Source organism: Pseudoalteromonas sp. SCSIO_11900 (assembly GCF_000576475.1).
In the GTDB taxonomy this organism is placed as follows: Bacteria; Pseudomonadota; Gammaproteobacteria; order Enterobacterales; family Alteromonadaceae; genus Pseudoalteromonas; species Pseudoalteromonas tetraodonis.
The window spans coordinates 630,921-657,661 of sequence record NZ_KK070023.1 but is presented as its reverse complement, the minus strand read 5'-3'; the positions used below and the strand labels follow the sequence as shown (position 1 = coordinate 657,661).

The 26,741-nt window shown below is 41.2% G+C and carries 24 protein-coding genes and 2 rRNA genes; 20 read left to right on the top strand and 6 right to left on the bottom strand.

Going from position 1 to position 26,741, the window contains the following annotated elements:
• Nucleotides 1-177 precede the first annotated feature (177 nt).
• A 23S ribosomal RNA gene (locus BG00_RS03015) occupies nt 178-3,064 on the top strand.
• Nucleotides 3,065-3,195: 131 nt separating this feature from the next.
• Nucleotides 3,196-3,310: ribosomal RNA gene (rrf, locus tag BG00_RS03010) — 5S ribosomal RNA — on the top strand.
• 976 nt (nt 3,311-4,286) lie between these two features.
• On the opposite strand, the gene BG00_RS03005 is transcribed toward rrf, so the two are convergent.
• The 3 genes from BG00_RS03005 to hslR all read right to left on the bottom strand — a co-directional run bounded on the left by BG00_RS03005 (nt 4,287) and on the right by hslR (nt 7,368).
• On the bottom strand, nt 4,287-5,825 hold the full coding sequence (locus BG00_RS03005) for a phosphoenolpyruvate carboxykinase (protein ID WP_036980452.1): 1,539 nt from the start codon (nt 5,823-5,825) through the stop codon (nt 4,287-4,289).
• 262 nt (nt 5,826-6,087) lie between these two features.
• On the bottom strand, nt 6,088-6,933 hold the full coding sequence (gene hslO / locus BG00_RS03000) for an Hsp33 family molecular chaperone HslO (protein WP_013464245.1): 846 nt from the start codon (nt 6,931-6,933) through the stop codon (nt 6,088-6,090).
• Between the two features lie 12 nt (nt 6,934-6,945).
• Nucleotides 6,946-7,368: a ribosome-associated heat shock protein Hsp15 gene (gene hslR, locus BG00_RS02995; protein ID WP_036980450.1), complete on the bottom strand. Its 423-nt coding sequence runs from the start codon at nt 7,366-7,368 to the stop codon at nt 6,946-6,948.
• Nucleotides 7,369-7,564: 196 nt separating this feature from the next.
• On the opposite strand from hslR, the gene gspC reads away from it, so the two are divergent.
• The 13 genes from gspC (at nt 7,565) to BG00_RS02930 (ending at nt 19,594) form a co-directional block, all read left to right on the top strand.
• On the top strand, nt 7,565-8,509 hold the full coding sequence (gspC, locus tag BG00_RS02990) for a type II secretion system protein GspC (RefSeq protein ID WP_036980448.1): 945 nt from the start codon (nt 7,565-7,567) through the stop codon (nt 8,507-8,509).
• Nucleotides 8,510-8,532: 23 nt separating this feature from the next.
• Nucleotides 8,533-10,596 carry a type II secretion system secretin GspD gene (gene gspD, locus BG00_RS02985; RefSeq protein WP_036980446.1) on the top strand — a complete coding sequence of 688 codons (2,064 nt, stop codon included), beginning with the start codon at nt 8,533-8,535 and terminating at the stop codon, nt 10,594-10,596.
• On the top strand, nt 10,589-12,154 hold the full coding sequence (gspE, locus tag BG00_RS02980; RefSeq protein WP_036980444.1) for a type II secretion system ATPase GspE: 1,566 nt from the start codon (nt 10,589-10,591) through the stop codon (nt 12,152-12,154). The genes gspD and gspE overlap by 8 nt, the downstream gene beginning before the upstream one ends.
• A 2-nt stretch (nt 12,155-12,156) precedes the next feature.
• Complete coding sequence (gspF, locus tag BG00_RS02975) at nt 12,157-13,392, top strand: type II secretion system inner membrane protein GspF (protein ID WP_036980442.1); 1,236 nt, start codon at nt 12,157-12,159, stop codon at nt 13,390-13,392.
• A 69-nt stretch (nt 13,393-13,461) separates the two neighbouring features.
• On the top strand, nt 13,462-13,884 hold the full coding sequence (gspG, locus tag BG00_RS02970; RefSeq protein WP_016900325.1) for a type II secretion system major pseudopilin GspG: 423 nt from the start codon (nt 13,462-13,464) through the stop codon (nt 13,882-13,884).
• A 49-nt stretch (nt 13,885-13,933) separates the two neighbouring features.
• The gene (locus BG00_RS02965) at nt 13,934-14,521 is read left to right on the top strand and encodes a prepilin-type N-terminal cleavage/methylation domain-containing protein (RefSeq protein WP_013464252.1); all 588 of its coding nucleotides are present in this window, start codon (nt 13,934-13,936) and stop codon (nt 14,519-14,521) included.
• Nucleotides 14,521-14,895: a type II secretion system minor pseudopilin GspI gene (gene gspI / locus BG00_RS02960; protein ID WP_016900327.1), complete on the top strand. Its 375-nt coding sequence runs from the start codon at nt 14,521-14,523 to the stop codon at nt 14,893-14,895. Before BG00_RS02965 ends, gspI begins: the two co-directional genes overlap by 1 nt.
• Nucleotides 14,896-15,561: a type II secretion system minor pseudopilin GspJ gene (gene gspJ, locus BG00_RS02955; RefSeq protein ID WP_036980439.1), complete on the top strand. Its 666-nt coding sequence runs from the start codon at nt 14,896-14,898 to the stop codon at nt 15,559-15,561.
• On the top strand, nt 15,561-16,547 hold the full coding sequence (gene gspK / locus BG00_RS02950) for a type II secretion system minor pseudopilin GspK (RefSeq protein ID WP_028834991.1): 987 nt from the start codon (nt 15,561-15,563) through the stop codon (nt 16,545-16,547). The genes gspJ and gspK overlap by 1 nt, the downstream gene beginning before the upstream one ends.
• Nucleotides 16,544-17,752: a type II secretion system protein GspL gene (gspL, locus tag BG00_RS02945; protein ID WP_036980437.1), complete on the top strand. Its 1,209-nt coding sequence runs from the start codon at nt 16,544-16,546 to the stop codon at nt 17,750-17,752. The genes gspK and gspL overlap by 4 nt, the downstream gene beginning before the upstream one ends.
• Nucleotides 17,749-18,222, top strand: a complete 474-nt coding sequence (gspM, locus tag BG00_RS02940) for a type II secretion system protein GspM (protein ID WP_013464257.1) — start codon at nt 17,749-17,751, stop codon at nt 18,220-18,222. The genes gspL and gspM overlap by 4 nt, the downstream gene beginning before the upstream one ends.
• 3 nt (nt 18,223-18,225) lie before the next feature.
• The gene (locus BG00_RS02935; protein WP_036980435.1) at nt 18,226-18,984 is read left to right on the top strand and encodes a type II secretion system protein N; all 759 of its coding nucleotides are present in this window, start codon (nt 18,226-18,228) and stop codon (nt 18,982-18,984) included.
• A 22-nt stretch (nt 18,985-19,006) separates the two neighbouring features.
• Nucleotides 19,007-19,594, top strand: a complete 588-nt coding sequence (locus BG00_RS02930; RefSeq protein ID WP_024601509.1) for a UPF0149 family protein — start codon at nt 19,007-19,009, stop codon at nt 19,592-19,594.
• A gap of 12 nt (nt 19,595-19,606) precedes the next feature.
• On the opposite strand, the gene BG00_RS02925 is transcribed toward BG00_RS02930, so the two are convergent.
• Together BG00_RS02925 and BG00_RS02920 are read right to left on the bottom strand one after the other, a co-directional pair.
• Entirely contained in the window at nt 19,607-19,813 is a 207-nt protein-coding gene (locus BG00_RS02925; protein ID WP_036980433.1) for a hypothetical protein, read from the bottom strand.
• Nucleotides 19,813-20,172, bottom strand: a complete 360-nt coding sequence (locus BG00_RS02920) for a hypothetical protein (RefSeq protein ID WP_036980432.1) — start codon at nt 20,170-20,172, stop codon at nt 19,813-19,815. Before BG00_RS02920 ends, BG00_RS02925 begins: the two co-directional genes overlap by 1 nt.
• A gap of 282 nt (nt 20,173-20,454) precedes the next feature.
• Between BG00_RS02920 and ccoG the strand changes: the two genes are divergently transcribed.
• The 4 genes from ccoG to BG00_RS02900 all read left to right on the top strand — a co-directional run bounded on the left by ccoG (nt 20,455) and on the right by BG00_RS02900 (nt 24,258).
• Nucleotides 20,455-21,885 (top strand): cytochrome c oxidase accessory protein CcoG, encoded by a 1,431-nt coding sequence (ccoG, locus tag BG00_RS02915; RefSeq protein ID WP_036980430.1) that lies wholly within the window; start codon nt 20,455-20,457, stop codon nt 21,883-21,885.
• An 81-nt stretch (nt 21,886-21,966) separates the two neighbouring features.
• The gene (locus tag BG00_RS02910) at nt 21,967-22,941 is read left to right on the top strand and encodes a serine/threonine protein kinase (protein WP_013464263.1); all 975 of its coding nucleotides are present in this window, start codon (nt 21,967-21,969) and stop codon (nt 22,939-22,941) included.
• Nucleotides 22,942-22,976: 35 nt separating this feature from the next.
• Entirely contained in the window at nt 22,977-23,600 is a 624-nt protein-coding gene (locus tag BG00_RS02905; protein WP_036980428.1) for a thiol:disulfide interchange protein DsbA/DsbL, read from the top strand.
• Nucleotides 23,601-23,619: 19 nt separating this feature from the next.
• Nucleotides 23,620-24,258, top strand: a complete 639-nt coding sequence (locus BG00_RS02900; RefSeq protein ID WP_008113400.1) for a thiol:disulfide interchange protein DsbA/DsbL — start codon at nt 23,620-23,622, stop codon at nt 24,256-24,258.
• Nucleotides 24,259-24,330: 72 nt separating this feature from the next.
• On the opposite strand, the gene trmA is transcribed toward BG00_RS02900, so the two are convergent.
• Nucleotides 24,331-25,428 (bottom strand): tRNA (uridine(54)-C5)-methyltransferase TrmA, encoded by a 1,098-nt coding sequence (trmA, locus tag BG00_RS02895; protein ID WP_036980426.1) that lies wholly within the window; start codon nt 25,426-25,428, stop codon nt 24,331-24,333.
• Nucleotides 25,429-25,592: 164 nt separating this feature from the next.
• Between trmA and BG00_RS02890 the strand changes: the two genes are divergently transcribed.
• A complete protein-coding gene (locus BG00_RS02890) occupies nt 25,593-26,717 on the top strand; it encodes a DUF5610 domain-containing protein (protein WP_036980425.1) in 1,125 nt (374 codons plus the stop codon).
• The last annotated feature ends 24 nt before the right edge of the window (nt 26,718-26,741 follow it).

Sequence of the window (26,741 nt, the reverse complement as noted above, 5' to 3'; positions counted from 1 at the left end):
ACTGTCACTAACGTATGACTAGACTTTATTGTTTAGTATTGCGACGTGGATTTGATACTTAGGCAACGCCGCTGATATTTTTGTCGCTGGGCGCATAACGTGTTATGTAACCAAGCAAAAATTGACAGCAAGGCAGCATAAGTAACAAAGACCAAGCAAGACCCGTTTGGGTTGTATGGTTAAGTGACTAAGCGTACACGGTGGATGCCTTGGCAGTTGGAGGCGATGAAGGACGTATTAACTTGCGATAAGCCTAGTCAAGCTAGTAAAAAGCACTTGAGACTAGGATTTCCGAATGGGGAAACCCACCTGCTTGCAGGTATCGTTAACTGAATACATAGGTTAACGAGGCGAACGCGGAGAACTGAAACATCTAAGTACCCGTAGGAAAAGAAATCAACCGAGATTCCGAGAGTAGCGGCGAGCGAAATCGGAACAGCCCTTAAGCTTATTATGTGTTAATGGAAGGCTCTGGAAAGTGCCACGATACAGGGTGATAGTCCCGTACATGAAAATGCATTCTAAGTGAAATCGAGTAGGTCGGAGCACGTGAAACTTTGACTGAATATAGGTGGACCATCATCTAAGGCTAAATACTCCCAACTGACCGATAGTGAACCAGTACCGTGAGGGAAAGGCGAAAAGAACCCCTGTGAGGGGAGTGAAATAGAACCTGAAACCGTGTACGTACAAGCAGTAGGAGCCTACTTGTTAGGTGACTGCGTACCTTTTGTATAATGGGTCAGCGACTTATATTTTGTAGCGAGGTTAACCGATTAGGGTAGCCGTAGGGAAACCGAGTCTTAACTGGGCGAATAGTTGCAAGGTATAGACCCGAAACCCGGTGATCTAGCCATGGGCAGGTTGAAGGTTGAGTAACATCAACTGGAGGACCGAACCCACTAACGTTGAAAAGTTAGGGGATGACCTGTGGTTAGGAGTGAAAGGCTAATCAAACCGGGAGATAGCTGGTTCTCCCCGAAATCTATTTAGGTAGAGCCTCGGACGAATACTTACGGGGGTAGAGCACTGTTAAGGCTAGGGGGTCATCCCGACTTACCAACCCTTTGCAAACTCCGAATACCGTAAAGTACTATCCGGGAGACACACGGCGGGTGCTAACGTCCGTCGTGAAGAGGGAAACAACCCAGACCGCCAGCTAAGGTCCCAAAGTCATAGTTAAGTGGGAAACGATGTGGAAAGGCCCAGACAGCCAGGAGGTTGGCTTAGAAGCAGCCATCCTTTAAAGAAAGCGTAATAGCTCACTGGTCGAGTCGGTCTGCGCGGAAGATGTAACGGGGCTAAACTATGCACCGAAGCTGCGGATTCAAAATTTATTTTGAGTGGTAGGGGAGCGTTCTGTAAGCCGTTGAAGGTGTGCCGGGAGGCATGCTGGAGGTATCAGAAGTGCGAATGCTGACATGAGTAACGATAATGCGGGTGAAAAACCCGCACGCCGGAAGACCAAGGGTTCCTATCCCATGTTAATCAGGGTAGGGTAAGTCGACCCCTAAGGCGAGGCCGAAAGGCGTAGTCGATGGGAAACGGATTAATATTTCCGTACTTGGTATAATTGCGATGGGGGGACGGAGCAGGCTAAGCAAGCATGGCGATGGTAGTCCATGTGAAAGTGTGTAGGCTAGTGACTTAGGTAAATCCGGGTTGCTGTTAGGCTGAGACACGAGACGAGTCACCAAGGTGATGAAGTTGCTGATGCCATACTTCCAGGAAAAGCCTCTAAGCTTCAGATTATACCGAATCGTACCCCAAACCGACACAGGTGGTCAGGTAGAGAATACTAAGGCGCTTGAGAGAACTCGGGTGAAGGAACTAGGCAAAATCGTACCGTAACTTCGGGAGAAGGTACGCTCCTATCTGTGATGAGACTTGCTCTCTAAGCGGACGGGAGCCGCAGTGACCAGGTGGCTGGGACTGTTTATTAAAAACACAGCACTGTGCAAAATCGCAAGATGACGTATACGGTGTGACACCTGCCCGGTGCCGGAAGGTTAATTGATGGGGTTATCTTCGGAGAAGCTCTTGATCGAAGCCCCGGTAAACGGCGGCCGTAACTATAACGGTCCTAAGGTAGCGAAATTCCTTGTCGGGTAAGTTCCGACCTGCACGAATGGTGTAACCATGGCCACGCTGTCTCCACCCGAGACTCAGTGAAATTGAAATCGCAGTGAAGATGCTGTGTACCCGCGGCTAGACGGAAAGACCCCGTGAACCTTTACTACAGCTTGGCACTGAACATTGAACCTACATGTGTAGGATAGGTGGGAGACTTAGAAGCAGAGACGCTAGTTTTTGTGGAGTCGTCCTTGAAATACCACCCTTGTAGTTTTGATGTTCTAACGTTGGCCCCTGAATCGGGGTTACGGACAGTGCCTGGTGGGTAGTTTGACTGGGGCGGTCTCCTCCCAAAGAGTAACGGAGGAGCACGAAGGTTGGCTAAGTACGGTCGGACATCGTACGGTTAGTGTAATGGTAGAAGCCAGCTTAACTGCGAGACAGACACGTCGAGCAGGTACGAAAGTAGGTCATAGTGATCCGGTGGTTCTGAATGGAAGGGCCATCGCTCAACGGATAAAAGGTACTCCGGGGATAACAGGCTGATACCGCCCAAGAGTTCATATCGACGGCGGTGTTTGGCACCTCGATGTCGGCTCATCACATCCTGGGGCTGAAGTCGGTCCCAAGGGTATGGCTGTTCGCCATTTAAAGTGGTACGCGAGCTGGGTTTAGAACGTCGTGAGACAGTTCGGTCCCTATCTGCCGTGGGCGTTTGAGAATTGAGAGGGGTTGCTCCTAGTACGAGAGGACCGGAGTGAACGAACCGCTGGTGTTCGGGTTGTCATGCCAATGGCATTGCCCGGTAGCTACGTTCGGAACTGATAAGCGCTGAAAGCATCTAAGCGCGAAGCAGGCCTCGAGATGAGTTCTCACTAGACTTTTAAAGTCTCTGAAGGGCCGTTGAAGACGACAACGTTGATAGGCAAGATGTGGAAGTGGTGTGAGCCATTAAGCTAACTTGTACTAATTACCCGTGAGGCTTAACCATACAACGCCAAACGCGTTTTATGTGATAGTTTAAGCAAGAAGTTAATAGACTAAAGTAGATACTTGAAGACTTTTATTATCAGAATTCCAAATTTTAGTAAGCTCGATTAAATCGAACTTACAGCATATTTGCTTGGTGACAATAGCGTTTTGGACCCACCTGACCCCATGCCGAACTCAGTAGTGAAACGAAACAGCGCCGATGATAGTGTAGCATTTGCTATGTGAAAGTAGGACATTACCAGGCTCCAAATAAGAGAAACCCGTTACAGTGATGTAGCGGGTTTTTTTATGTCTGCAGGAAAGTAAAAACGTAGGTGAAAGGTAAAGGGCATCAGGTAAAAGGAAAATAATAAGCGCCTAATGCCGACTCTATACATTTGCTATGTGGCTCTCTACCACTGTGGGCACCACGACACTCTACTGCGTTGTCGCTACGAAGTAGCGCACCGACTCCAAATAAGAGAAAGCCCGACTAGCAATAGTCGGGCTTTTTTACGTCTGCAGGAAAGTGAAAAATAAAGGTGAAAGGCATTAGGTTAAAGGAAGAAAATTGACCAGAACCGACCCCACGACATGCTACTGCGCTGTCGCTACGAAGTAGTATACCCACTCCAAATACAAGTCAGTGTTTAAGCCATGCGCTATAAGCTTTGAAGTACTATTATCAGTCCTGCTACTCTTTACTGATCTCAGTTATTCACCTTGTACTTTAAACTATCCTTAAATTATCATCTCCATGCCTTCATAATGACTCTCCCCGCTATTTTGCAACGATATTCTGCTATGCTGTCGCAAGAAGTAGCACATTCACTCCAAAAGCAAGCAAGACTCGAATGACTTGAGCCTTCTTGTGTTCGTAGGAGTTTACCAGTAATAGCTAGTGTTGTTTGGTGTGCTCTAACAGGCTAAAGAGTGAGGTGTTGGACAGATTTACCCTACAGTATTGTTTCATTGCTGATGACAACCCGTAACTGTACTAATGTGACATAGTTTAATAGCGTTTAATTTGAGATATACAAACTACTAACTGCTATTTTAAAGCTTAATAGGCTCTTGGTGAGCCTTTATTAAGAAATTCGCAAAAACATAGGGAAAATGTTTTTAGCTAATAGGTGACTTATAAGCAATTATTAAAGTAACTACGTTGCTGAAGTAAAATAGATAGGATCAAAAACGCCAACTCAAGGTTGGCGTTTTAATTATCAGGCTAAAGGTGATTATTAAACTTTAGGGCCTGCGTTTTTAATTTCGTCAGATACGTCGTATTTAGCAAAGTTTTCTGTGAAATCAGATGCTAGCTTAGCCGCATACTCTGCGTATTTAGCTTTGTCTTCCCAGGTATTGATTGGGTTAAGAAGCTTGCTATCTACGCCCGGTACTGCAACTGGTACGTCTAGGTTTAGCACGTCAATGTGTTGGGTTTCTACATCGGCTAATTTTCCAGATACGATTGCATCCACAACAGCTCGTGTTGTTGGAATATCAAAACGCTTACCAATACCGTAAGGGCCACCTGTCCATCCAGTGTTAACTAGGTAAACTTTAGCGCCGAATTCACGTACACGCTTCATTAGAAGCTCTGCGTATACACCTGCAGGACGTGGGAAGAAAGGAGCACCAAAACAGGTTGAGAATGTTGATTCAATATCGCTAGTAGAACCAATTTCTGTAGAGCCTACTTTTGCTGTGTAGCCACTTAGGAAGTGAAATGCTGCAGCTTCTTCGGTTAGTACAGATACCGGCGGTAGTACACCACTCACATCACATGTTAGGAAAACAACAGCCTTAGGCTCACCTGCGCGGTTTTCAACTTTACGTTTTTCAACGTGCTCTAGTGGGTAAGCTGCACGGCTATTTTGAGTTAGGCTGGTATCGTTGAAATCAGGAACACGGTTTTCATCAAGTACCACATTCTCTAAAATTGTACCGAATCGAATAGCGTCCCAGATAACTGGTTCGTTCTTTTGAGAAAGGTCGATACATTTAGCGTAACAACCACCTTCGATATTAAATACACTACCTGGTGCCCAGCCGTGCTCGTCATCACCGATTAAGAAGCGAGTTGGATCTGCTGATAATGTTGTTTTACCTGTACCAGATAAACCAAAGAATAACGCAGTATCGCCTGCTTCGCCTACATTAGCAGAACAGTGCATTGGTAATACACCTTTCGCTGGTAGTAGGAAGTTTTGCACAGAGAACATCGATTTTTTCATTTCACCCGCGTAGCGCATGCCAGCAAGTAACACCTTACGTTGTGCAAAGTTAATAATAACTGTGCCATCGCTATTGGTACCATCGCGTTCTGGATCACATACAAACGAAGGCACATTCATTACTTGCCACTGAGGGAAGTCTGCTTTGTTGTATGATTGTGGTTGGATGAACATGTTTTTAGCGAAGATATGGTGCCAAGCAGTTTCTGTTGTTACAACCACTGGAAGATAGTGCTCTGGATCAGCGCCAACTTCAAGGTGAGAGATAAAGTGGTCATTGCTTTGCACATGTGCTTCTACACGTGCCCATAACGCGTCAAACTTATCTGCATCGAATGGGCGATTTACATTACCCCATTGGATTTCATTTTCAGTACTTGATTCTTGAACAATAAAACGATCTTTTGGAGAACGACCGGTACGACGACCAGTGTTAGCTACAAAAGCACCATTGGCGGCTAAAGTCCCTTCGCCACGGCTGATAGCGTGCTCGACAAGTTCAGCTGCAGTTAGATCGACAAAACGGGTAGCGCTTGAAGTCATGTTTATACCTAAATTGTGTGAGATTGAACGGGATAGCTCTGGGTCTTAGTAACCTTTAAGCTGCAAATATAGTAACAGATGGATTAAGGATATTCGAGCTTATAAACGCCGTAAAAACATATAAATTAAGAAAAAACATGAATAATTTCAATGATACCGGTGTCATGAAAAATACTCAGCTTGTGATACCGGTGTCATTTTTTAGGCACAAAAAAGCCATAAAAAATTATGGCTATTTTGTGCTGTGTTTTATAAAAGTAGATTAGTTAAATATACTTTTTATATCTTGCTCGTTAAACACATAATCTTTTAAACAGTAATGGCAGCTAATTTTAATCTCACCATTTTTTTCAACATCGTCCAAAAGCGCTTGTTGACCAACATTAACTAAAGCCGTCATCGTTTTTTCGCGGTTACAGCCACATTTAAATTGAATTGGTTGAGGATCAAATACACGTGGATTATCTTCATGATAAAGACGCGTTAAAATAGTATTGGCATCGAGCTCTAATAGCTCTTCATCTTTAATGGTATTGCTGAGTGCTTCTAAGTGAGCAAAATCTTCAATCGACTTTTGTTTATCAACAGGTAGCACTTGTAAAAATAGCCCACATGCTTTGGCGCTTCCCTCTGTGGTGTCGGTTGCAAACCAAAGGCGCGTTTTTAATTGCTCAGATTGCTCAAAGTAGCTTTCTATACATTCACTTAAGGTATCATGCTCTAAAGGCACTATACCTTGGTAACGCTCCCCTTGCGTTGGAGTAATAGTGATAACCATGTAACCTTGGCCTATAAGCTCTCTAACTGTTGACCCTGTCACTTCACTTTGAAGTCGTGCTATGCCACGCATATTTTGTTGGTCGTCACCGTTAATAACGGCATATTTTACCGGCCCATCACCTTGTAGTTGAACGGCAATTTCGCCTTCAAACTTTAATGTTGCTGTTAATAAACAGGTTGCAACAAGCAGCTCACCTAGTAATGCTTTAACGGGCTCTGGGTAATTGTGTTTAGCAATCATTTCATTGTAAGCGTTGTCTATTTGTACGAGTTCGCCACGAACATCGAGATTGTCGAATAAATAGCGATGAAGTAAATCTTGTTGCATGAGCGGCTATACCTAACTTGATTTCATTTTTAAAAGTTCGCGTCTTTGCTTTTTATCAGGCTTTTTAACCGGATGAGGTGCAAAGAAGCTGTTATTTTTGCGTGCGATAGTATTTTCTTCACGCTTAGCAATACTTGCATCAGATTCTTGATACAAGGTCTGTGCAATGGGGGCGCTTTGGCGCTTTTCAAGTATATTTAATACTGTGACAGTTTTTTCATCAACGCCCTGGGCTAGCTTTATAACTGCGCCAATTTCTACAATTTTACTAGCCTTACTGCGTTGCCCATTATAATGTACTTTGCCGCCTTGTACCATTTCTCGAGCTATTGCACGCGTTTTATAAAATCGAGCCGCCCATAACCATTTGTCCAACCTCACTTTAAGTGCGTCAGCGTTTTCTGAGCTGTCATTGAGTTTAGTTTTCTTTGTCATAAAACATCCCTAGTAAATTAACTGCCTAGGTAAATTATCACGAAACCGTTACCGCATGTAGCTATTGCTTGATAGCTGATACGATAAATAAATCAATCTGTTTACAAAGTTTAATATTAGCGTGCTTGTTGAATGAAAAATGAAAAGGTACTATGGCTGAGTGATTTCGTTATAAATTAAAATAAGAACACTACCTATGGAACAGCACGTTCAACAATTTAAGCAGTTATTAAACCGTTTACCGCATGCGAAATTAAGCGCAATGGTTATGGTTTTAGTTGTTGTTTATATTGCATTTTTATTATCAAAACTGATGTGGCTATTATGGCCGCAGCCAGTAATGTCTCCTCTTGCCCCTATCAGCTATTCTAACCAAGCTGTGGGTGGCAATAACCAGTCTATAGATTCGATCATTGAGCAATTTGTATTTGGTAAAGTAAATGTAACAAAAAACACCAATACTGCTTCGCAAACTAAAGTCATTAATAATGCCCCTGAAACGCGTCTTAGTATTAACTTAACCGGTATTGTTGCTGTTAGTAATGATGATAAGGCGGGAATGGCTATTATTGAATCGCAAGGTCGCCAGACGAGTTATTTAGTAGAGGATGTGGTGCAAGGTACACGTGCAAAAGTATCGCAAATACTCCCAGATCGTGTGATTCTAGATGTAAGTGGTCGCTTTGAAACCTTAATGCTTGATGGGCTCGACTTTACCAAAACAGTGTCTATGCCGGTACTCGCTGCGCGAGATGAGTCTGAAATGGGGCCTTTAGCGCCTTCAGCACAAAGCGATGAACAAATTGATGCCACTGCCAACCTTGAGGTGAAAGAAGCATTAATAGAAACTCGCGAAGAGCTTTTAGAAGAACCTGGCAAGCTATTTGATTATATACGTGTTTCTCAAGCGATGAATGATGGGGAGCTTATAGGTTATCGTTTGAGTCCTGGTAAAGAGCCCGAACTATTTAAACAAATGGGATTACAAAATAACGATTTAGCCGTGGCAATTAACGGTTATCAATTAACAGATTTAAAACAGGCAATGGCAGCAATGAATGAGCTGCGAAACAGTACAGATGCAACTATCACAATAGAGCGTGATGGTGAGCAAATAGATGTACTATTTAGTCTGCAATAACTTAGCTTTGGAGTTTTAACATAATGGTTCAGGTGCTACACCTCAAAAAAATTAAAAAAGGGTTAGCTAAGTATGCAGCACTTTTTTTAGCGGCAAGTATTTCTATGTCGGTTGCTGCTGTTGAATACGCTGCTAACTTTAAGGGCACAGATATTAATGAGTTTATTAATATTGTTGGCAAAAACCTTAATAAAACCATCATTATTGATCCTAACGTGCGTGGCAAAGTAAATGTACGCAGTTATGAATTAATGGATGAGGGACTTTATTATCAGTTCTTTTTAAATGTTTTAGAAGTTTACGGTTATTCAGCCGTCGAAATGGATAACAACATAATAAAAATAGAAAAAAGCTCAGATGCCAAAAAGTCAAATGTGCCATTAATTACTGCTGATAGCCAAGCGCTTGGCGATATGATGATTACACGGGTTGTACGAGTTAAAAATGTCAGCGTACAAGAATTAGGTCCTTTAGTTCGCCAATTTAGCGACCAAAAAGACGGTGGTCACGTTGCTAACTTTAATGCGGCCAACGTAATGATGCTAACTGGTCATGCAGCCTCGGTGAACCGCTTAGTAGAAATTATTCGCTCTGTTGACCAAGCGGGTGATAAGCGAGTCGATATCGTTAAGCTCAAGTTTGCAACGGCTGATGATGTTGTCTCTGTAGTAGAGAATATATACAAAGACAGTGGTAAGGGTAGCGTACCTGAGTTTTTAATTCCTAAAGTAGTGGCTGATGGTCGTACTAATAGCGTGATTGTCAGTGGTGAAGGCCAAGCACGCACACGGGCCATTGAGCTCATTAAACGTTTAGATGGTGAACTGGAAAGCCAAGGTAATACCAAAGTGTTTTACCTCAATTACGCAAAGGCCGAAGATTTAGTAAAAGTACTCCAAGGTGTGAGCAAATCGCTAGCAGAGGACACGCAAGGTGGAGCTGCTAAATCACGTAGTAGTAATAAAAACGACACTAGCATTGAAGCTCACCCAGATTCTAATTCATTAGTCATTACCGCTCAGCCAGATACGATGCGTTCACTAGAATCGGTGATAGAGCGCTTAGATATTCGCCGCGCGCAAGTACTAGTGGAAGCCATTATTATTGAAGTAATGGAAGGCGATGGCGTTAACTTTGGCCTGCAATGGATTTCAGAAGAAGGCGGCATGCTGCAATTTAATAATGGTACCACTGTGCCTGTCGGTGCCTTAGCTGTAGCTGCTGAGCAAGCTCGTGATAAAACAATAACTAAAAGCATTATTGGTACTGAGTCAGGTACTGTTACCGAATATGATGAAACAACTGAAGGCGACTACGGCCCGCTTGCATCATTACTTGGTGGTATTAATGGTTTAGCCATGGGAGTGATTAAAAACGATTGGGGCGCAATCGTACAAGCGGTTTCAACTGATACTAATTCTAATATTCTAGCGACTCCCTCTATTACCACTATGGATAACGAAGAAGCGTCTATTTTAGTTGGCCAAGAAGTGCCAATTATTACTGGCTCGCAAACAGGTAGTAATAATACGAACCCATTCCAGACGGTTGAGCGCCAAGAAGTGGGTATAAAGCTTAAAGTGACACCGCAAATTAATGATGGTTCTGCAGTGCAATTAACCATTGAGCAAGAAGTTTCTAGTGTAAGTGGTGCAACGGCAGTTGATATTTCAGTTAATAAGCGCGCAATTAAAACAACCGTAATGGCAGATGATGGCGGCATGGTGGTATTAGGCGGCTTGATAGATGAAGATGTACAAGAAAGCGTGTCAAAAGTACCATTACTCGGCGACATCCCTATTTTAGGGCACTTATTTAAGTCAACTAATACAACAAAGCGTAAGCGTAATCTTATTGTATTTATAAGACCGACCATTATTCGCGATGGCGTTAACATGAATAAACTTAGCTTTAATAAATATAACTTTATTCGCGGCGAGCAATTTAAAAAACGTGAAGATGGTATTAATTTGATGCCAAAGTCAGACACGCCTATTTTACCTGAGTGGAATGACGAACTAGTGCTACCTCCTACGTACGAAGAGCATTTACGCAAACAAAATGCACAAGAGCGTAATGATGACTAATGCGATAGAAGATATTAATCAAGATGTTGTTCATCCAATTACTCACAGTGATGATGAACAGCTTGCTCAAGATGACTTAATTGAGCTGCCAGCAAAGCGTTTGCCGTTTTCATATGCCAGACGAGTAGGTGCGTTACTTAGTAAACATAAGGATAACCGAGTTGTTTACTACCGTGGCGAGTTGGATATTGATGTATTATTAGAAGTGCGCCGTATTGCAGGACATGGCTTTACACTTGAGCAACTAGAAGATGATAAGTTTGAGCTATTATTAGAAGCATCGTATCAACGTGATAGCTCAGAAACTCAGCAAATGATGGAAGACATTGGTAATGAGGTTGATTTATTCTCACTAGCTGATGAGCTTCCTCAAACTGAAGACTTACTTGCTGGTGATGACGATGCGCCTATTATCAAACTCATTAATGCCATGTTGAGTGAGGCCATTAAAGAAGGTGCCTCTGATATCCACATTGAAACGTTTGAACAAGAACTGGTTATTCGTTTTCGAGTGGATGGCGTACTCAAAGAAGTTTTAAAACCTAATCGTAAATTAGCCTCTTTGCTGGTATCGCGTATTAAAGTAATGGCCAAACTCGATATTGCAGAAAAACGCATACCGCAAGATGGCCGTATTAGTTTACGTATTGCAGGGCGCGCTGTAGATGTGCGTGTGTCGACCATGCCATCGAGCTTTGGTGAGCGAGTCGTATTGCGTTTGCTTGATAAAAACAATGCGCGTTTAAACCTTGAAGATTTAGGCATGACCGCGAAAAACCGAGAGCTATTTGCTGATTTAATTAGTAAGCCTCACGGTATAATCTTAGTTACAGGCCCTACAGGCTCTGGTAAAAGTACTACTTTATATGCGGGTATGAGCCAAATTAACTCGCGGGATCGCAATATTTTAACGGTTGAAGATCCCATTGAGTATGAAATTCCAGGTATTGGCCAAACACAGGTTAATACCAAGGTTGATATGACTTTTGCCCGTGGCCTACGCGCTATTTTACGTCAAGATCCTGATGTGGTTATGGTTGGTGAAATACGTGACTTAGAAACCGCTCAAATTGGTGTACAAGCATCGCTGACTGGTCACTTAGTTATGTCTACATTGCATACTAATACCGCCTCAGGTGCAATTACCCGTATGGAAGATATGGGTGTTGAGCCATTCTTATTGTCGTCATCATTACTCGGCGTATTGTCACAGCGCTTAGTACGTACCTTATGCAATAGCTGTAAAGAAGGGCATATTGCAGATGAGCGTGAATGTGAATTACTCGGCGTACCGTTTGACAATGCTCCGACGATTTACCGCGCGGTAGGGTGTGAAAAGTGTAACTTTAACGGTTATCGTGGTCGTACAGGTATTCACGAATTATTAGTTGTCGACGAAACCATTCGTGAAATGATCCACAGCGGTAAAGGTGAGCAAAGCGTAGAGAAATATATTCGTAAACGCAGCCCAAGTATTCGTCAAGATGGCTGCAGCCGCGTACTTGCGGGTAAAACAACGCTTGAAGAAGTATTACGCGTAACCCGTGAGGAAGGCTAACAATGGCGGCGTTTGAATACCGTGCATTAGATGGCCGGGGAAAAGAAAAAAAAGGAATTTTAGAAGCGGATACAGCAAAGCAAGTTCGCCAACTTTTACGCGATCAAAAGCTAACCCCCCTCGAGGTGCTGCCAGCTGCGCAAGATGATAAACAAGTTCGAGGTCAAAAAGCGCCATTATTAGGCTCTTTATTTAAGCCGACAATATCAACGTCAGATCTTGCTTTGATTACACGTCAACTTGCAACCCTAATTCAGTCAGCCTTACCCGTTGAGGGTGCCGTGATGGCGGTTGCTGAGCAGTGTGAAAAACCACGGCTAAAACGTATGTTAATGTCTGTGCGCTCTAAAGTGGTGGAAGGGTATACGCTTGCTGATGGGATGAGTGAATTTCCGCATGTATTTGACGATTTATACCGTGCAATGGTGGCCGCAGGTGAAAAGTCAGGTCACTTAGATCAAGTACTTAACAGATTGGCTGATTACACCGAGCAACGCCAACACATGCGTAGCCAAATTACGCAAGCGATGGTGTATCCCATTATTTTGGTCGTGTTCGCTATTGGTATTGTTTCAGTATTATTAGGTACTGTGGTGCCTAAAATACTAAAAACGTTTGAAAAAACCAAACAAGTATTACCTTGGACAACCGAATGGGTCATGGCGGGTAGTCATTTTGTACAAAACTATTGGTTTGTTAGTTTATTAGCGATCACAGCGATTGCTATTGGAATTAAATATGCACTTAAAAAGCCTAAAGTACGGTTTTGGTGGGATGCAAAAGTATTACATATGCCAGGCATAGGTAAGGTTGCCAGAGGGATTAACACGGCGCGCTTTGCCCGTACATTAAGTATTTTATCGTCAAGCTCAGTGCCGCTACTTGAAGGAATGCGTATTTCAGGCGGGGTGTTGGTTAACGAAAAAATAAAGCAAGCAGTGGCTGATGCCGCAGAAAGAGTTAGTGAAGGGGCGAGTCTTCGTGCTTCACTACAGCAAACTAAGTTGTTTCCACCAATGATGCTACATATGATAGCCAGTGGTGAAAAGTCCGGTGAACTTGAGCAAATGTTAGAGCGTGCTGCTAACAATCAAGATCGCGAGTTTGAAAGTATGGTTAATGTGTCATTAAAATTATTGGAACCGGCAATGATTGCGTCTATGGCAGTGATTGTGCTGTTCATAGTAATGGCAATTTTGCAGCCAATTATGGCAATGAACAAGGCCGTAGGTCTTTAAGTATTTTTTATATTAATGATTTAAACAAATCATTTTTGCTTAGTGTTTTTAGAATAACGAGGTAATAACGTGAATAAACAATCAGGTTTTTCTTTATTAGAAGTCATGGTGGTACTGGTTATCATCGGGATGATCATGTCGATTGTGGCACCTAATATTATGGGCCAGCAAGAAGAAGCGGCTATTGATAAAGCGCATTTAGATATTCAGCAGTTAGAAGATGCTATGAGTTTGTACAAGCTTAAAAATAAAAGCTACCCAAGTACAGAGCAAGGTTTAGAGGCATTAGTTACTAAAACCAGTATTGAGCCCATTCCTAAGCGTTTTCCTGATGGTGGCTTTATTAGCAAGTTACCAGAAGATCCATGGGGTAATAATTACCAATTAATCAGTCCTGGAGAAATAGGTAAATTTGATATCTTTTCGATGGGTCCAGATGGCGAACCAGCCACCGAAGATGACATTGGTAATTGGGATGAAGATAAGCAGTAATGACCAATAACTTTACCATGCACTTAAACATAATACATTGGGGCTTGCCATGCAGGTAAGCCCTAAGCACCTGAGTGCAAAGCATTATGGTTTTAGTTTAATAGAAATTTTAGTGGTATTGGTGATCATCGCCTTTGCCACCAAAATGGTGGTATACAGCTTAGATGGCGGCGCTGAAGAAGCGTTAGACAAGCAAGCAAATAGGCTGCATACCACCATTAATGCCGCATCGGAATTTGCGGTGCTTAATCAAATAGAATTAGGCCTTTTAGTTGAGCAAAATACGCTTGAATTTTTAGTTTTTGATGGCGAAAAATGGATTAGCTTTGATCGTGAAGCTTTATTTAAGCCAATTGAGATCGAACCCCAATTTAAATTAACACTTAATCTTGAAGACCTACCTTGGGCACAAGATAACTTACTAGAGCAGTCAAATTGGCGTGAGCTAATGAGTGGTAACAATGAAGATAGTTTATTAGAGCTTAAAAAGTTAAAAGTACCGCAAGTACTTATTTTATCCTCTGCCGATGTAAGTGCGTTTCAGCTCATGCTTGAATTAAAAGATCAGCCAGAGCCGGTGTACTTTATTGAAGGTAAATTTGCAGCCCCAGTCGATTTTCGTCGAGAGCCCCAATAATGAAAAAATACCACGGGTTTACATTATTAGAAGTCTTAGTTGCACTGAGTATTTGTGCCATGGCTGGTATTGCGGCAATGCAAGCAACCGGTGAGCATATTCATCACTTATCAAGTATTGAAGAACAAACGTATGGCTCATGGGTCGCTGAGAATGTATTGGTAGAACAACGAACGAAAGGCGAAAAATGGCAAGGTAAAAATGGTACCCGCGGCAGTGAGATGATGGCGGGTATTGAATGGTTTTGGCGCCAAGATGTTGTGCCCACTGCCGACAAGAGCTTTGTAAAAGTCACTATTAATGTGTTTACGGATGATAAGTATGAAAATTCAATTTATGAGTTAAGCACTTACTTAAATAAAGGTAAGCCTTAAGTGAAGCAGCGCGGTTTTACATTATTAGAAGTGATGGTGGCACTGGGTGTGTTGGCGTTTGTGATTATGGCCACCCACCAAATACTTGATACCACAACGCGAGCTAAACAAGCATCAGATGAAAAAATTGCTGAACTAAATAGCTTACAAACTGCATTTAGATTGATGGATCAAGACTTTAGCCAAATGACTAAACGCCAAGTACGTAATGAAGCTGGAGATTTTCAAGAGGGATACTTACTTGCTGGACGCTACATTATAGAAAGCCAGCTTGATGGTATTGCCTTTGTACGTGATGGTTGGATGAATCCCATTAACTTACTTCCTCGCTCAGAGTTACAAGCTGTTGGTTATCGCGTCATTGATGACAAGTTAGAACGCGTATATCGCATTTATGTTGATCAACTCGATAATATGGAGCCTCGTAGCCAAGTTGTTTTAGCTGACGTAGAAGAGCTTAAATTTGAGTTTTTAGATGGTAACGCAGAGTGGCAAGAAAACTGGCAAATCAAGGCGTTACCTAAAGCGGTAGCTGTAACGTTAAAGCAAATGAACGCAGAACCAATTAGGCGTGTGTTTTTAGTGCCAGGACTCGGTAAAGAGCTACCTAAACCAGTAACAGAGGGGACTAACCCGTCGCAACCTAATGGCCGAGGTACGCCTTGATGAACCAACAATCTTCGCGCGGCGCGGCTTTGGTTATTGTATTATTTATTGTAGCGCTTGCAGCTATTTTAGCCGTTGAAATGAGTGCTAATTTAATGGTGCAAGTACAAAGAAGTACTAACTTACAAAGTCAGCAACAAGCGAAATGGTATGCCTATGGTGCTGAAGAATTAGCTATTAAAGGCTTAATTCAAAGTAAAAAAGACGATCCAGAAAAAACCACCTTAGCGCAGCCGTGGGCAAAGCAAGGTGATGTAAAGTACCCTGTTGAGAACGGCACGTTAAGCGGCCAGTTGACTGATTTACAAGCGTGTTTAAATTTAAACGCGCTTGGGGTTGAGCCAGACCCAAATAGCGGTAATAAAACGAACCCTGCACATAAAGCGTTGTTTGCTATTTTAGAAAATATAGATGATTTACCCAGTGATGAATCAGAAGAAGGGATGGCCGACAGTGTGTTTGATTGGCTTGATGAGAACAGTATAACCTATCGCTCAGGAGCTGAAGAAGGCGAGTATTTATCGCGTCAGTTTCCATATATGACGGCTAATAGCTTATTTGCATCGGTGTCTGAACTGCGTTTAATTAAAGGGTTTAATCCTTTGGTTATGGAAAAAGTGCTGCCTTTTGTCTGTGTGATCCCAGGTAGCACATTACTTTCAATCAATGTTAATACAATCACTGAAGAGCAAGCATTATTACTCAGTGGCTTAATAGATGAACTTAGTGTTTCAGGCGCTCAAGCGGTAATTGCAGCGCGTCCTGAAAATGGTTTTGATAATATTGAAGAGTTTTTTGAATCTGTATTACAACAAGGTGGTAAAAACATCAAAGCAGTAGAAAAACTTTTTAGTGTGAAAAGTGAATATTTTAAATTACAAACGCAGGCAAAATTTGTTGATTTGCGTTTTTCGATGACCACATTACTGTATGCCAGCAATGGCGAGGTAACGATACTGGCGCGAAAATTTGGAGGCGTACAGTGACAGAGATACTGTTGATCCGCACGGGTCAAACCGAACAAGACTTACTTAACTGGTTAATATACTCACCACAAGAACAAGAAATAATAGCCAGTGGCGAGTTACAAAATGCCAGCCAGTTAAGTGAGTTAACTGAAAAAGCATCAACCCGAGAGCTCGTGGTACTTTTACCATGCGACCAAGTGCAATTAAAAACGGTGATACTGCCAACTAAATGGAACCGTAAACTAGAGCAAGCACTCCCTTATATGCTCGAAGAGGATATTGCCTGTGATATAGACGACATCTATATTGCGCTTGGGGAGCCAACGATGGTTGAGGAGCAGCATGCAATTAGGGTTGCGCTAATGAATCGCGATTGGTTTGAGCACTGGTTAGAGGTGTTTGAGCAACACCAGCTCAGTGCTCATAAAATAGTGCCGGATGGCTTGTTATTGCCCAGTGCAGAAGAGCCTTGTGTAGCGGCAATTGAGCTCAACAAGCAATGGCTATTTAAAAAAGGTGACTGGCATATCGGTGCGGTTGAAAGCAGCTGGTTAAAGGAGTATCTAACGGCTTTAGGTAACCCTGATATAAAACATTACAGCCCTGCAGAGCAATTTCCCGAAACGCTTACCTTGCATCCGCAAACCAGTGACTATGAGCTGCCGTTAGCATTATTTGCTAAGCAGTTAGATCAGCTTAAATTTAATTTGCGTCAAGGGCCATACACGATTAAAAAGAAAACGGCTTTATGGTGGGGTTACTGGAAAAGTGCCACCATAATTAGTGTTATTGCTTTGCTATCGAGTGTGGCTATTAAAGCGGTTGAATTACATCAGCTTAATTCGCAGCTTGAGGTAGCTAAATCACAAGTAGTAGAGCGATTTCAAAAAGCCTTTCCAGGCACGCGGGTGCGCCCTCACTTAATTAAAAATCAAATACAGGGAGCACTGGATAAAGTACAAGGTACGAGCGATGCTGGCTTTTTAGATTTAACCAGCAAGCTGGTGAGTGTATTTTCACAAGTGAGCGAATTTACACCGCAAACCTTACGTTTTGATAAGCGCCGTAATGAATTACGTATTCGTGCTCGTGCAAAAGACTTTCAAACCTTTGGTAAGGTTAAAGCCATTCTTGAGCAGCAAGGTGTGACTGTTGAGCAGGGGTCGTTAAATAATGATGGTGATTATATCGTCGGCGAAATTAGACTGCGAGGTGCACAATGAAGCAACAGTTCATGAAATATTGGGGTTCATTAAAAGAACAAGAGCAGCAGTTAATAATGGTTGCGGGTGGTGTATTTATTATTTTTGTTTTGGTAATGGGTATATTTAGACCCTTAAATACGGCAATAGAAAATGCGCAACAATCACAAATAAAACAACAAGAATTGCTAGCATGGGTAGACGACAGTATCGTTAAACTTAAAGCAGCAGGAAAAGCGCAAGCGGTGAGCAATCAAAACCTCAGCCAAATAGTGAATAATACGCGCGGTCGTTACAGCATTAATATTAGTAAAATGCAGCCAAATGATAATTCACTTCGTTTAACACTCGACTCAGTGGAGTTTAATCAATTAATCCAATGGATTGACGAGCTGGTTAATCAGCATGGTTTAAGCGTAGAAAATTTAGATTTAAGCCAAGATGACAAATCCGGTTATGTACGCGTTAGCCGTTTAGTATTAGAGAAGTAGTTAATGAAAAAAATAATAATTTTATCCATCGTTTTTGTAATTAGCTTTCTTGTTTTTAGCGTTATAAAATTGCCCGCTGCAGTGGCTTTAAATTTTGCTAAACCTTACTTACCTGCGCAGTTAGAGGTAGGGCAAACTTTTGGTACGCTATGGCAAGGTCAAATAATGCAGCTTCGCTTTCAAGGTGAACAGTTGAATAATGTACGTTGGGATATATCAGGCTGGTCAATCTTTAAAGCTCAAGTGAATACTAACTTACGTTTTGGTAATCCTCGCGAACGTGATGACATTTCTGGGTATGCAGATATTAGTTATTCTCTTACAAATGATGAACTTAGAATAACTGATACTGTAGTGCGTTCAACGGTTGAGCGCGCTATGCAGCGCATTGATTTACCGTTACCGGTTACTGCTAAAGGACGCGTTATTTTAGAGCTCGATGAGTATGTTTCAGGCGCTCCTTATTGCCAATCATTACAAGGTGAAATAGCCAGCCCTGATATTGATGTGCAAGGACTAGCTGGCTGGTTTAATATAGGCGATTTAAGCGGTAAACTAAGTTGTAAGTCGGGCGATGTAGCCATACTTATCGAGCCAAATAATAGATTAGGGTTAGAGGCTGATGCTACACTAAAAGCCAATTTTGATTTTAAAGTAGCGGGATATGTTAAACCTGATCTCACTTTACCGAAAGAAGTCCATGACGCGGTGAAGTTTTTAGGTAGACCAGATAACCAAGGTCGGTATCCACTTAAATTTTAATATTTTACAAAAAAGAGTTTTAATGCAAATACCTCAGTTTACTGAGCAGCACGCCAAGCTGCTCAGCGAGTTTTTAACTACCCAGCCTGGCGCTATGAGCCTTATTCAAAGCCAAGGTTACTTATTTGGCACTATTTGTTCACCTGAGCCATTAGAAGTACATCAATGGTTAGAGCAAATTCTACCTAATACCGCGAATGACCTTGATGAAGACATGTTGTTTTTGTTTATGGCATTACATCACCAAGTAAGTGAACAAGTATTTGAACTTGGTTATAAGTTACCCGCTGAGTTTGACCTTGAGTTTTGTCAGCAGTGGTCTGCAGGTTTTTTAACTGCAAGCCAAACGTATACTCATAAGTTACTTCAGAGTGAGCAACTAGATATTCAATACAAGCAAGCGCTTGAAAGTGCACAGGCGACTCTTAGCTTTTTTGCATTAGATAAACCAACGATTGCACAGATTGCACAGCAAAATAATATCGATGAATTACATTTGTGTGCGCAGCAGTATGAATTAATGGGCGACTTTGCGTTAGGTTTTGCTGAACTTATAGAAATTGTCGCGCTTAATAGTGGTTTGTATACCGATGAAGGGTGGGATGAATAAGTAGGTAAAGCCTTAAGCGCCAATCTCTAATTCAATATCAGTGCAACCTTGTTTGCACTGTATTACTCCCTTACCAGGTTCGCTGGTGGCTAAATTTAACGTTAATACACCCTGGCAATGCTCACATTTAATTGTTTTACCTTGTGCCAACTGCTTAAGCATAGTGCGATGTTTGTGAAATGAGTTACTTGCTTTTTTATTTAATCCAGAAAAATCCATTATTTCACTCTCGATTGCGCTAATGACTCTTTGATAATGCGACATACCGTTGTTAAACGTTCTGAATAAAAGTAAAGGTTTAGATCGCCTTGACGACAATAGCGTAGTTCAAACAACTTTACTGACTCATCATTGGTAAACGTTTTATTAATATAGTCTTCTTCGGATCTTGAAAGTGCTAACTGTTTATTGATTTTGTTTCTTGTCATGGTTGCGACAGGAAAACGATCAACTTTAGTTGTGCTGCTTAACAAGTCTATACCATCACCGAGTAAGCGCTCACGAGGCTCTTTTACCAAGGGGTGATCAATGGTAAAAAATGCTAGGATCACAACCACTAGTATAAAAAATTTCTTCATAAATACACAAACCTTGATCCAAACAACACGTTAGTAGCCGGCAAGTGTAATAAAATACACCTTAAAAGCAAGTCACAAGTTGAATAAATTATTAGCAATCTAGTCAGTAATTTTAGCCAATATGCGTATAATAAGGGGAGTAATTAGATATTTCTGAAATATCTGAAAGTATACAAGTGCGACCTAAAGCGTATTATGTTTAGCATGTAAGTTGCTACACTTAGGCGAAAAGTACAAAAAGATTGCTGAATTTTTATTTCCTAGCGGCGTTGAGGAACTTCAATGGATAAGCAAATTAAAGTAAAAAACATACCAACAGAGGTTAAGATCCAAAAACCCGATCTGAGCCGACAAGAAGATAGATTTAACCCACGCAACCGTATTTATGTGCGTGCTGTTTCAGGGCTCCATCAATTACTAAGACAACGTATTGGCTTTTTAGGCATGCTGGCGTTTATGTTATTGCCATGGATCAACTTTAACGGTCAACAAGCTGTTTTATTTGAGCTAATGGAGCAAAAATTTAATATTTTTGGCTTAACCCTGTGGCCACAAGATTTCACCATTCTTGCATTTATATTTATGCTAGCAGCGTTTGCCTTATTTCTGGTTACCACATTTTATGGTCGAGTGTGGTGTGGCTATACATGTCCGCAAACAGTATGGACCTTCATTTTTATTTGGTTTGAAGAAAAGTTTGAGGGCAGCGCTAACCAACGTAAAAAGTTAGATCAACGGCCGATGGATTTTGACAAGTTCTGGCGTAAAACAGCTAAGCACACTAGTTGGGTATTATTTTCTTTATATACTGCGTTAACGTTTGTTGGTTACTTCACGCCTATTCGCGAACTACTGCCTGAATTTGTTACCTTTAATGTGGGCGGTTATGCCTTAGTTAGTATTATTGTATTTACTATTTGTACTTATGGTAATGCGGGTTGGATGCGCGAAATTATGTGTTTACATATATGCCCATACTCACGTTTTCAGTCAGCAATGTTTGATAAAGACACCTTTACTGTAAGCTACGATGAAGCGCGTGGTGAAAACCGCGGGCCACGTTCGCGTAAACAAGACCCAAAAGAGTTGGGTTTAGGTGACTGTATTGACTGTAACTTGTGTGTGCAGGTTTGCCCAACCGGGATCGATATTCGTAATGGTCTGCAATATGAGTGTATAAATTGTGGTGCTTGTATTGATGCCTGTGACGGCGTAATGGATAAAATGAATTACCCTCGGGGCCTTATCTCTTACACCACCGAGCGTAATTTAGAAACACCAGAGAATAAAACCCATCCGCTGCGTCCAAAGCTGATTGGTTACAGTGTTATTTTAATCTTACTTACCGGTGCGCTGGTTGCTAATATCGCCATGCGTAAAACCATGGACTTTGATATTATTCGCGACCGCAATCAGTTGTATCGTGTCGATTTTAATGGTTTAGTTGAAAACACCTACACCTTAAAAGTAATTAACAAAGCACAATACGAGCAAACATTCTCTATTGATGTAACCGGGTTAGATAATTATAAATACTTAGGTGATACTACCTTTACAGTAAACGCTGGTGAATCGCATAATGTACCGCTATCACTGGTAATGGACCCTTATGATTTAAAAGCGCCAATGACCGAGTTTAACTTTGTGTTGTCGCCAATAAACGAGCCCGATAATAAAATATCGCAGCCAAGCAACTTTTTTAAAGCACGATAAGTCGCTTTATTAAAGGCAAACGAGTACTGTTATTAACGAAAAAGCGGGATATTCCCGCTTTTCTTTTTATATAAGAAGTATATGAGTAAATTTAGCTTTATTGACTTAACCCCAGATCTTATTTTGGATGCCATAGAAAGCGTGGATATTTATGCTGAGTCAGGGTTGTTAGCGCTAAATAGCTACGAGAATCGGGTGTATCAATTTGTGGCCGAGGGTGCAAAGCGTTACGTCGTTAAGTTTTATCGCCCTGAGCGCTGGAGCAAAGCGCAAATTCAAGAAGAGCATGACTTTGCTTTTGAACTAGCCGCCGCTGAAGTACCGGTGGTGGCGCCAATAAAACACAATGGGCAAAGCTTGTTTGAACATCAAGGGTATTTATTTACTTTGTTCCCAAGTGTAGGCGGGCGTTTATTTGAGGTGGACAATTTAGATCAACTCGATGTGCTCGGGCGTTTAATCGGTCGTATGCATCAAGTAGCCAAAACGAAACCCTTTACCCAAAGACCGACCGTTACCTGTGATGAATATTTAGATACAGCTAAAGTTCATTTACAAAAAAGTAAGTTAGTCCCTATGGGATTAGAGACTTCCTTTTACACTATTTTAGATTTAGTCATTGCTCAAACTCAACAGCAATATAAAAATGTAGAAGGCATTCGCTTACATGGTGACTGCCATGCTGGTAATATCCTATGGGCAGGAGATGCATTAATGTTTGTTGACTTAGACGATAGCCGTCAAGGTCCTGCAATTCAAGATTTATGGATGATGCTCAGTGGCGATCGACAAACACAGCTGTTACAGTTAGACACTTTAGTGAATGCATATGAAGAGTTTTGCGATTTTGATCACTCACAACTTAAGCTGATCGAACCGCTTCGCGCTATGCGTATGATTCATTACATGGGGTGGGTTGCAAAACGTTGGAGTGATCCTGCTTTTGTACGGAACTTTTCATGGTTTGCAGATGACAAATACTGGGAGCAACAAATTTTAGCGCTTAAAGAGCAGTTTGCAGCTTTGCAAGAAGCTCCGTTAAAATTATTGCCATAATATTTTTATTTTAAAAGAAGTATAACGAGATATTCATGCTTAAAAAATTAAAACTAAGTTTACTGATCCTATGTTTACCTTTTGCAGCATTAGCTGCTAACTTTGAAGCGGGTAATCAATACACTGTAATTGATGTTGAAAAAAGTAAAACCCCGAATGTAACCGAGTTTTTCTCTTTCTATTGCCCACATTGTTTTAAATTTGAGCCGGTAGCCAAAGGGATTGCAGAAAACTTACCTGAAGGGGCTGAATTTGTAAAAAATCATGTCAACTTTTTGGGAGGCGTTTCACCACAAGCGCAAAGTAATTTAAGCTTTGCTTACTTAATCGCAAAAAAGCATGGTCAAGCCGAAGCAGTAACAGCGCAAATTTTTAAAAGCATCCATATTCAGCGTGCACCATTAACAGAAATTAAAGACGTTAAGAAGTTATTAGAGCTTAACGCAATTGATAACAGTACATTTGATAATGATATTGCTAGTTTGCCTATCATAGCAGCTGAACGTGCCATGCAAGATAAGCAGAATAAATATTCTGAGCTTGGCGCATTAACTGGCGTACCTACATTTATCGTAAATGACAAATATAAAATCAATATTAATACAATCAAGAGCCAACAAGAACTTGATGAGTTAATTAGCTTTTTACTAAAACTATAATTTTTGGAGCACCATAATAATGATCAAATTAGTTAAAGCAGGGTTACTTGCTGTATTACTCCCTTTAGCTGCAACCAGTTTTGCTGCCACTTACGAAGAGGGCGTGCATTACGATGTCGTCTCTGATCGTGCAACCAGAAAACCAGAAGTAAAAGAGTTTTTCTCTTTTTACTGTCCTGCATGTAATAACATGGAACCACTGCTGGCCGAGATCAAACCTAAGCTAGATAAAAACGTAAAGTTTAAGAAAAGCCATGTAGATTTTGTGGGTGTACGTGACCCAGAACATCAAACCATGATCAGCCAAGCATTAGCTACAGCTGAAGTACTACCTCAAAAAGATAAAATTATTTCAGCGATGTTTGATCATATCCATGCAAAGCGTGCACGATTTAATGAGTTGGCAGATGTAAAAGACGTATTCTTAGCGCAAGGCGTAGATGGCGACAAGTTTGATAAATTATTTGAAAGCTTCTCGGTACGTACACTTAGCTCTAAAATGAAACGTGACCAAGATTACTTTAAAGGCAAAGGGGCGCTTCGTGGCGTTCCTACGTTTATCGTTAATGGTAAATACAAGCTTAACCTAGGTGGTGAGTCAGGCATTTCATCGCCAGAAGATGTAAGCGCACTCATTAATTACTTAGCAAATAAATAAGTAGTTTGGTTAAATAAAAAAGCTCCTTAAGGAGCTTTTTTATTTTTACAACGTGCGCTGTTTAATGCTTTTTTATTTACGTTGTAAAAACACACCAGATTCAATGTGGTGTGTATAAGGGAACTGATCAAATATTGCAAAGCGCTTAACCTCGTGGGTTTGCGTTAAGTGATCAAGGTCGCGCTCTAATGTGTCTGGGTTACATGATATATAAATAATATTCTCATAGTTAGCAACTAAGTCACACGTAAGCGTGTCCATGCCTGCTCTAGGCGGGTCGACTAAGATGGTTTGGCAGTTGTAACTACTCAAGTCAATGCCATCTAGGCGAGAGAAAGTACGCTCGCCTTTCATTGCCTGAGTAAACTCTTCGCTCGACATGCGAATAATATCTAAGTTAGTTACTTTGTTTTGAGCAATATTATATTGCGCTGAATGCACAGACGATTTTGATATTTCTGTTGCCAGCACTTTATTAAATGAGCCTGCAAGTGCAATTGAAAAGTTTCCGTTACCACAATACAGCTCTAGTAAATCATTGTTTAGTGGTTTACATAACTCTTGTGCCCACTCTAACATTTTAATATTCACCTTCGCATTAGGCTGAGTAAAGCTATTTTCTACCTGCTGATAGATTAGCTCTTGGCCATTCACCATTAAGCGCTCAGTAACAAAGTCATCGCCCAATTTTTCTTTTTGCTTACGTGCACGGCCAATAAAGTCAATTTTGTACTGGCTACTTAGTTTTTCTTTTAAGGCATTGATCTCAGTTAACCAGTGTTCATCAAGTGGCTTGTGATATAGCAAGCTCACTAAAATTTCACCACTGAGGGTTGATAAATAATCTATTTGAAATAATTTACGACGCAGTACTTCGCAGCCTTTTAAATTTTCAATCATCACCTGCATAACTTCACCTACTAAAGGAGCTGCAGGGTCAAAGGTATCAACACGTATTTTATCTTTTGTTTGTTGATCAAACATAATATGAAACAGATCGTCACCATCGTGCCATACTCTAAATTCTGCACGTTGGCGGTAGTTAATGGGCTCAGAGCTAAATACTTCTAACTGTTTTACACCAAAACGTTGGAATTGCTCTGTAATACGCTGCTCTTTTTCATTTAATTGTACATCGTATTGCGTGGTATCTATATTTATAACTGCCATTAACGGTATAACCTTATCGTTGAGATCTGTTTATCGGCGCTATTGTAGGGGGCGAAGCGTATTTGTCTAGTTTTGATCAAATATAGTGAGCTTTTTTTGAGCATTTTACTACAGCATAGGCTTTCTTGGCCGATATAAGAGTAAGTCTAAATAGGAGTCCTCTCATGAAAATAGGTAACTTTAGTTTTGTTCCAAACAGCAATGCCAATAAATACAATACTAAACAAGCAATGCCACAGCCTAAAATAGACTCGCCACCAACTAGTTATCAGCAACGAGGAAAAGAACTGGCTGCTGCCGTATTGGGTGACAAAATGGCAAAAGAATTAGGTTTGCCGGTTGCTGAAGCGAAAAAAGACAAACCACTGTTTGATTTTAATGAAGTCGTAAAAAATGTTTTAGACTTTGTTACAAGCTCGGTAAAAAAAGCCAAAGCCAATGGTGCCGATAACGACAAACTGCAAGATATGCTAAATCAGGCACGTAAAGGAGTGCAAACGGGTGTTGATGAGGCTGTGGATGAACTAAAAGGCATGGGCGTATTTAATCAAGAACTTGAAGAGGGTATTGATAAATCTAAAGAGGGTATCTTTAGTGGCCTCGATAAATTTGAGCAGAACTTATTTAACCCACAACCTGCAAGCGTAACTGTAAGTCAGGCGCAATATGTAAGTTTAAGCAATAGTGCTGATTACACATTCACCACAGCAGAAGGTGATGAGGTGAGTATTAGCTTTGCAGATGCTTATCAATCGCAATCATCTAGTCGCTATCAACAAACAGATGATTCACAATCATTTAGTACGCAATTTTCTGAATCCCGTGAGCTCTCTTTCTCGATGTCAGTAAATGGTGAGCTTAATGAAGACGAGCAGCAAGCCATAAATGATTTAATGGCAGAGTTACAAGATGTCAGTAAAACCTTTTTCAGTGGCGATTTAGACAAAGCATTTGAACAAGCCCAAGAACTCAGTTTAGGGAATGAACAGCTGGTGGCATTCTCAATGGACTTACGTCAAAGCAAAACCGTTGCTGCCATTAAAGAGTATGAACAAATTAAGCCAACATCAGAAAAAGCCATTGCCGAAAGTGTTGCCCCTTTTAATGATGATCTAAAATCGGCTTACTCTAAAGCGCACACCCTAGGATTAGAAAGCCAGCTATCAGGTATCATTCAATGGCTAAATCAAGATCAACAAGAAATAGATAAACTGGTTGATTACACTAACACCATGTTTGAAAACTTAGATAAATTAAGCGCCGCTACTGCAAAGCTAGGCACTGAGTAAAACTACTTTCTTTTACAAAAGCCA

Excerpts from the sequence above, each read along its gene's own strand:
- BG00_RS03005 (WP_036980452.1), bottom strand. The coding sequence starts at position 5,825 with ATGACTTCAAGCGCTACCCGTTTTGTCGATCTAACTGCAGCTGAACTT.
- hslO (WP_013464245.1), bottom strand. The coding sequence starts at position 6,933 with ATGCAACAAGATTTACTTCATCGCTATTTATTCGACAATCTCGATGTT.
- hslR (WP_036980450.1), bottom strand. The coding sequence starts at position 7,368 with ATGACAAAGAAAACTAAACTCAATGACAGCTCAGAAAACGCTGACGCA.
- gspC (WP_036980448.1), top strand. The coding sequence starts at position 7,565 with ATGGAACAGCACGTTCAACAATTTAAGCAGTTATTAAACCGTTTACCG.
- gspD (WP_036980446.1), top strand. The coding sequence starts at position 8,533 with ATGGTTCAGGTGCTACACCTCAAAAAAATTAAAAAAGGGTTAGCTAAG.
- gspE (WP_036980444.1), top strand. The coding sequence starts at position 10,589 with ATGACTAATGCGATAGAAGATATTAATCAAGATGTTGTTCATCCAATT.
- gspF (WP_036980442.1), top strand. The coding sequence starts at position 12,157 with ATGGCGGCGTTTGAATACCGTGCATTAGATGGCCGGGGAAAAGAAAAA.
- BG00_RS02965 (WP_013464252.1), top strand. The coding sequence starts at position 13,934 with ATGCAGGTAAGCCCTAAGCACCTGAGTGCAAAGCATTATGGTTTTAGT.
- gspI (WP_016900327.1), top strand. The coding sequence starts at position 14,521 with ATGAAAAAATACCACGGGTTTACATTATTAGAAGTCTTAGTTGCACTG.
- gspK (WP_028834991.1), top strand. The coding sequence starts at position 15,561 with ATGAACCAACAATCTTCGCGCGGCGCGGCTTTGGTTATTGTATTATTT.
- gspM (WP_013464257.1), top strand. The coding sequence starts at position 17,749 with ATGAAGCAACAGTTCATGAAATATTGGGGTTCATTAAAAGAACAAGAG.
- BG00_RS02935 (WP_036980435.1), top strand. The coding sequence starts at position 18,226 with ATGAAAAAAATAATAATTTTATCCATCGTTTTTGTAATTAGCTTTCTT.
- BG00_RS02930 (WP_024601509.1), top strand. The coding sequence starts at position 19,007 with ATGCAAATACCTCAGTTTACTGAGCAGCACGCCAAGCTGCTCAGCGAG.
- BG00_RS02925 (WP_036980433.1), bottom strand. The coding sequence starts at position 19,813 with ATGGATTTTTCTGGATTAAATAAAAAAGCAAGTAACTCATTTCACAAA.
- BG00_RS02920 (WP_036980432.1), bottom strand. The coding sequence starts at position 20,172 with ATGAAGAAATTTTTTATACTAGTGGTTGTGATCCTAGCATTTTTTACC.
- ccoG (WP_036980430.1), top strand. The coding sequence starts at position 20,455 with ATGGATAAGCAAATTAAAGTAAAAAACATACCAACAGAGGTTAAGATC.
- BG00_RS02910 (WP_013464263.1), top strand. The coding sequence starts at position 21,967 with ATGAGTAAATTTAGCTTTATTGACTTAACCCCAGATCTTATTTTGGAT.
- BG00_RS02905 (WP_036980428.1), top strand. The coding sequence starts at position 22,977 with ATGCTTAAAAAATTAAAACTAAGTTTACTGATCCTATGTTTACCTTTT.
- BG00_RS02900 (WP_008113400.1), top strand. The coding sequence starts at position 23,620 with ATGATCAAATTAGTTAAAGCAGGGTTACTTGCTGTATTACTCCCTTTA.
- trmA (WP_036980426.1), bottom strand. The coding sequence starts at position 25,428 with ATGGCAGTTATAAATATAGATACCACGCAATACGATGTACAATTAAAT.
- BG00_RS02890 (WP_036980425.1), top strand. The coding sequence starts at position 25,593 with ATGAAAATAGGTAACTTTAGTTTTGTTCCAAACAGCAATGCCAATAAA.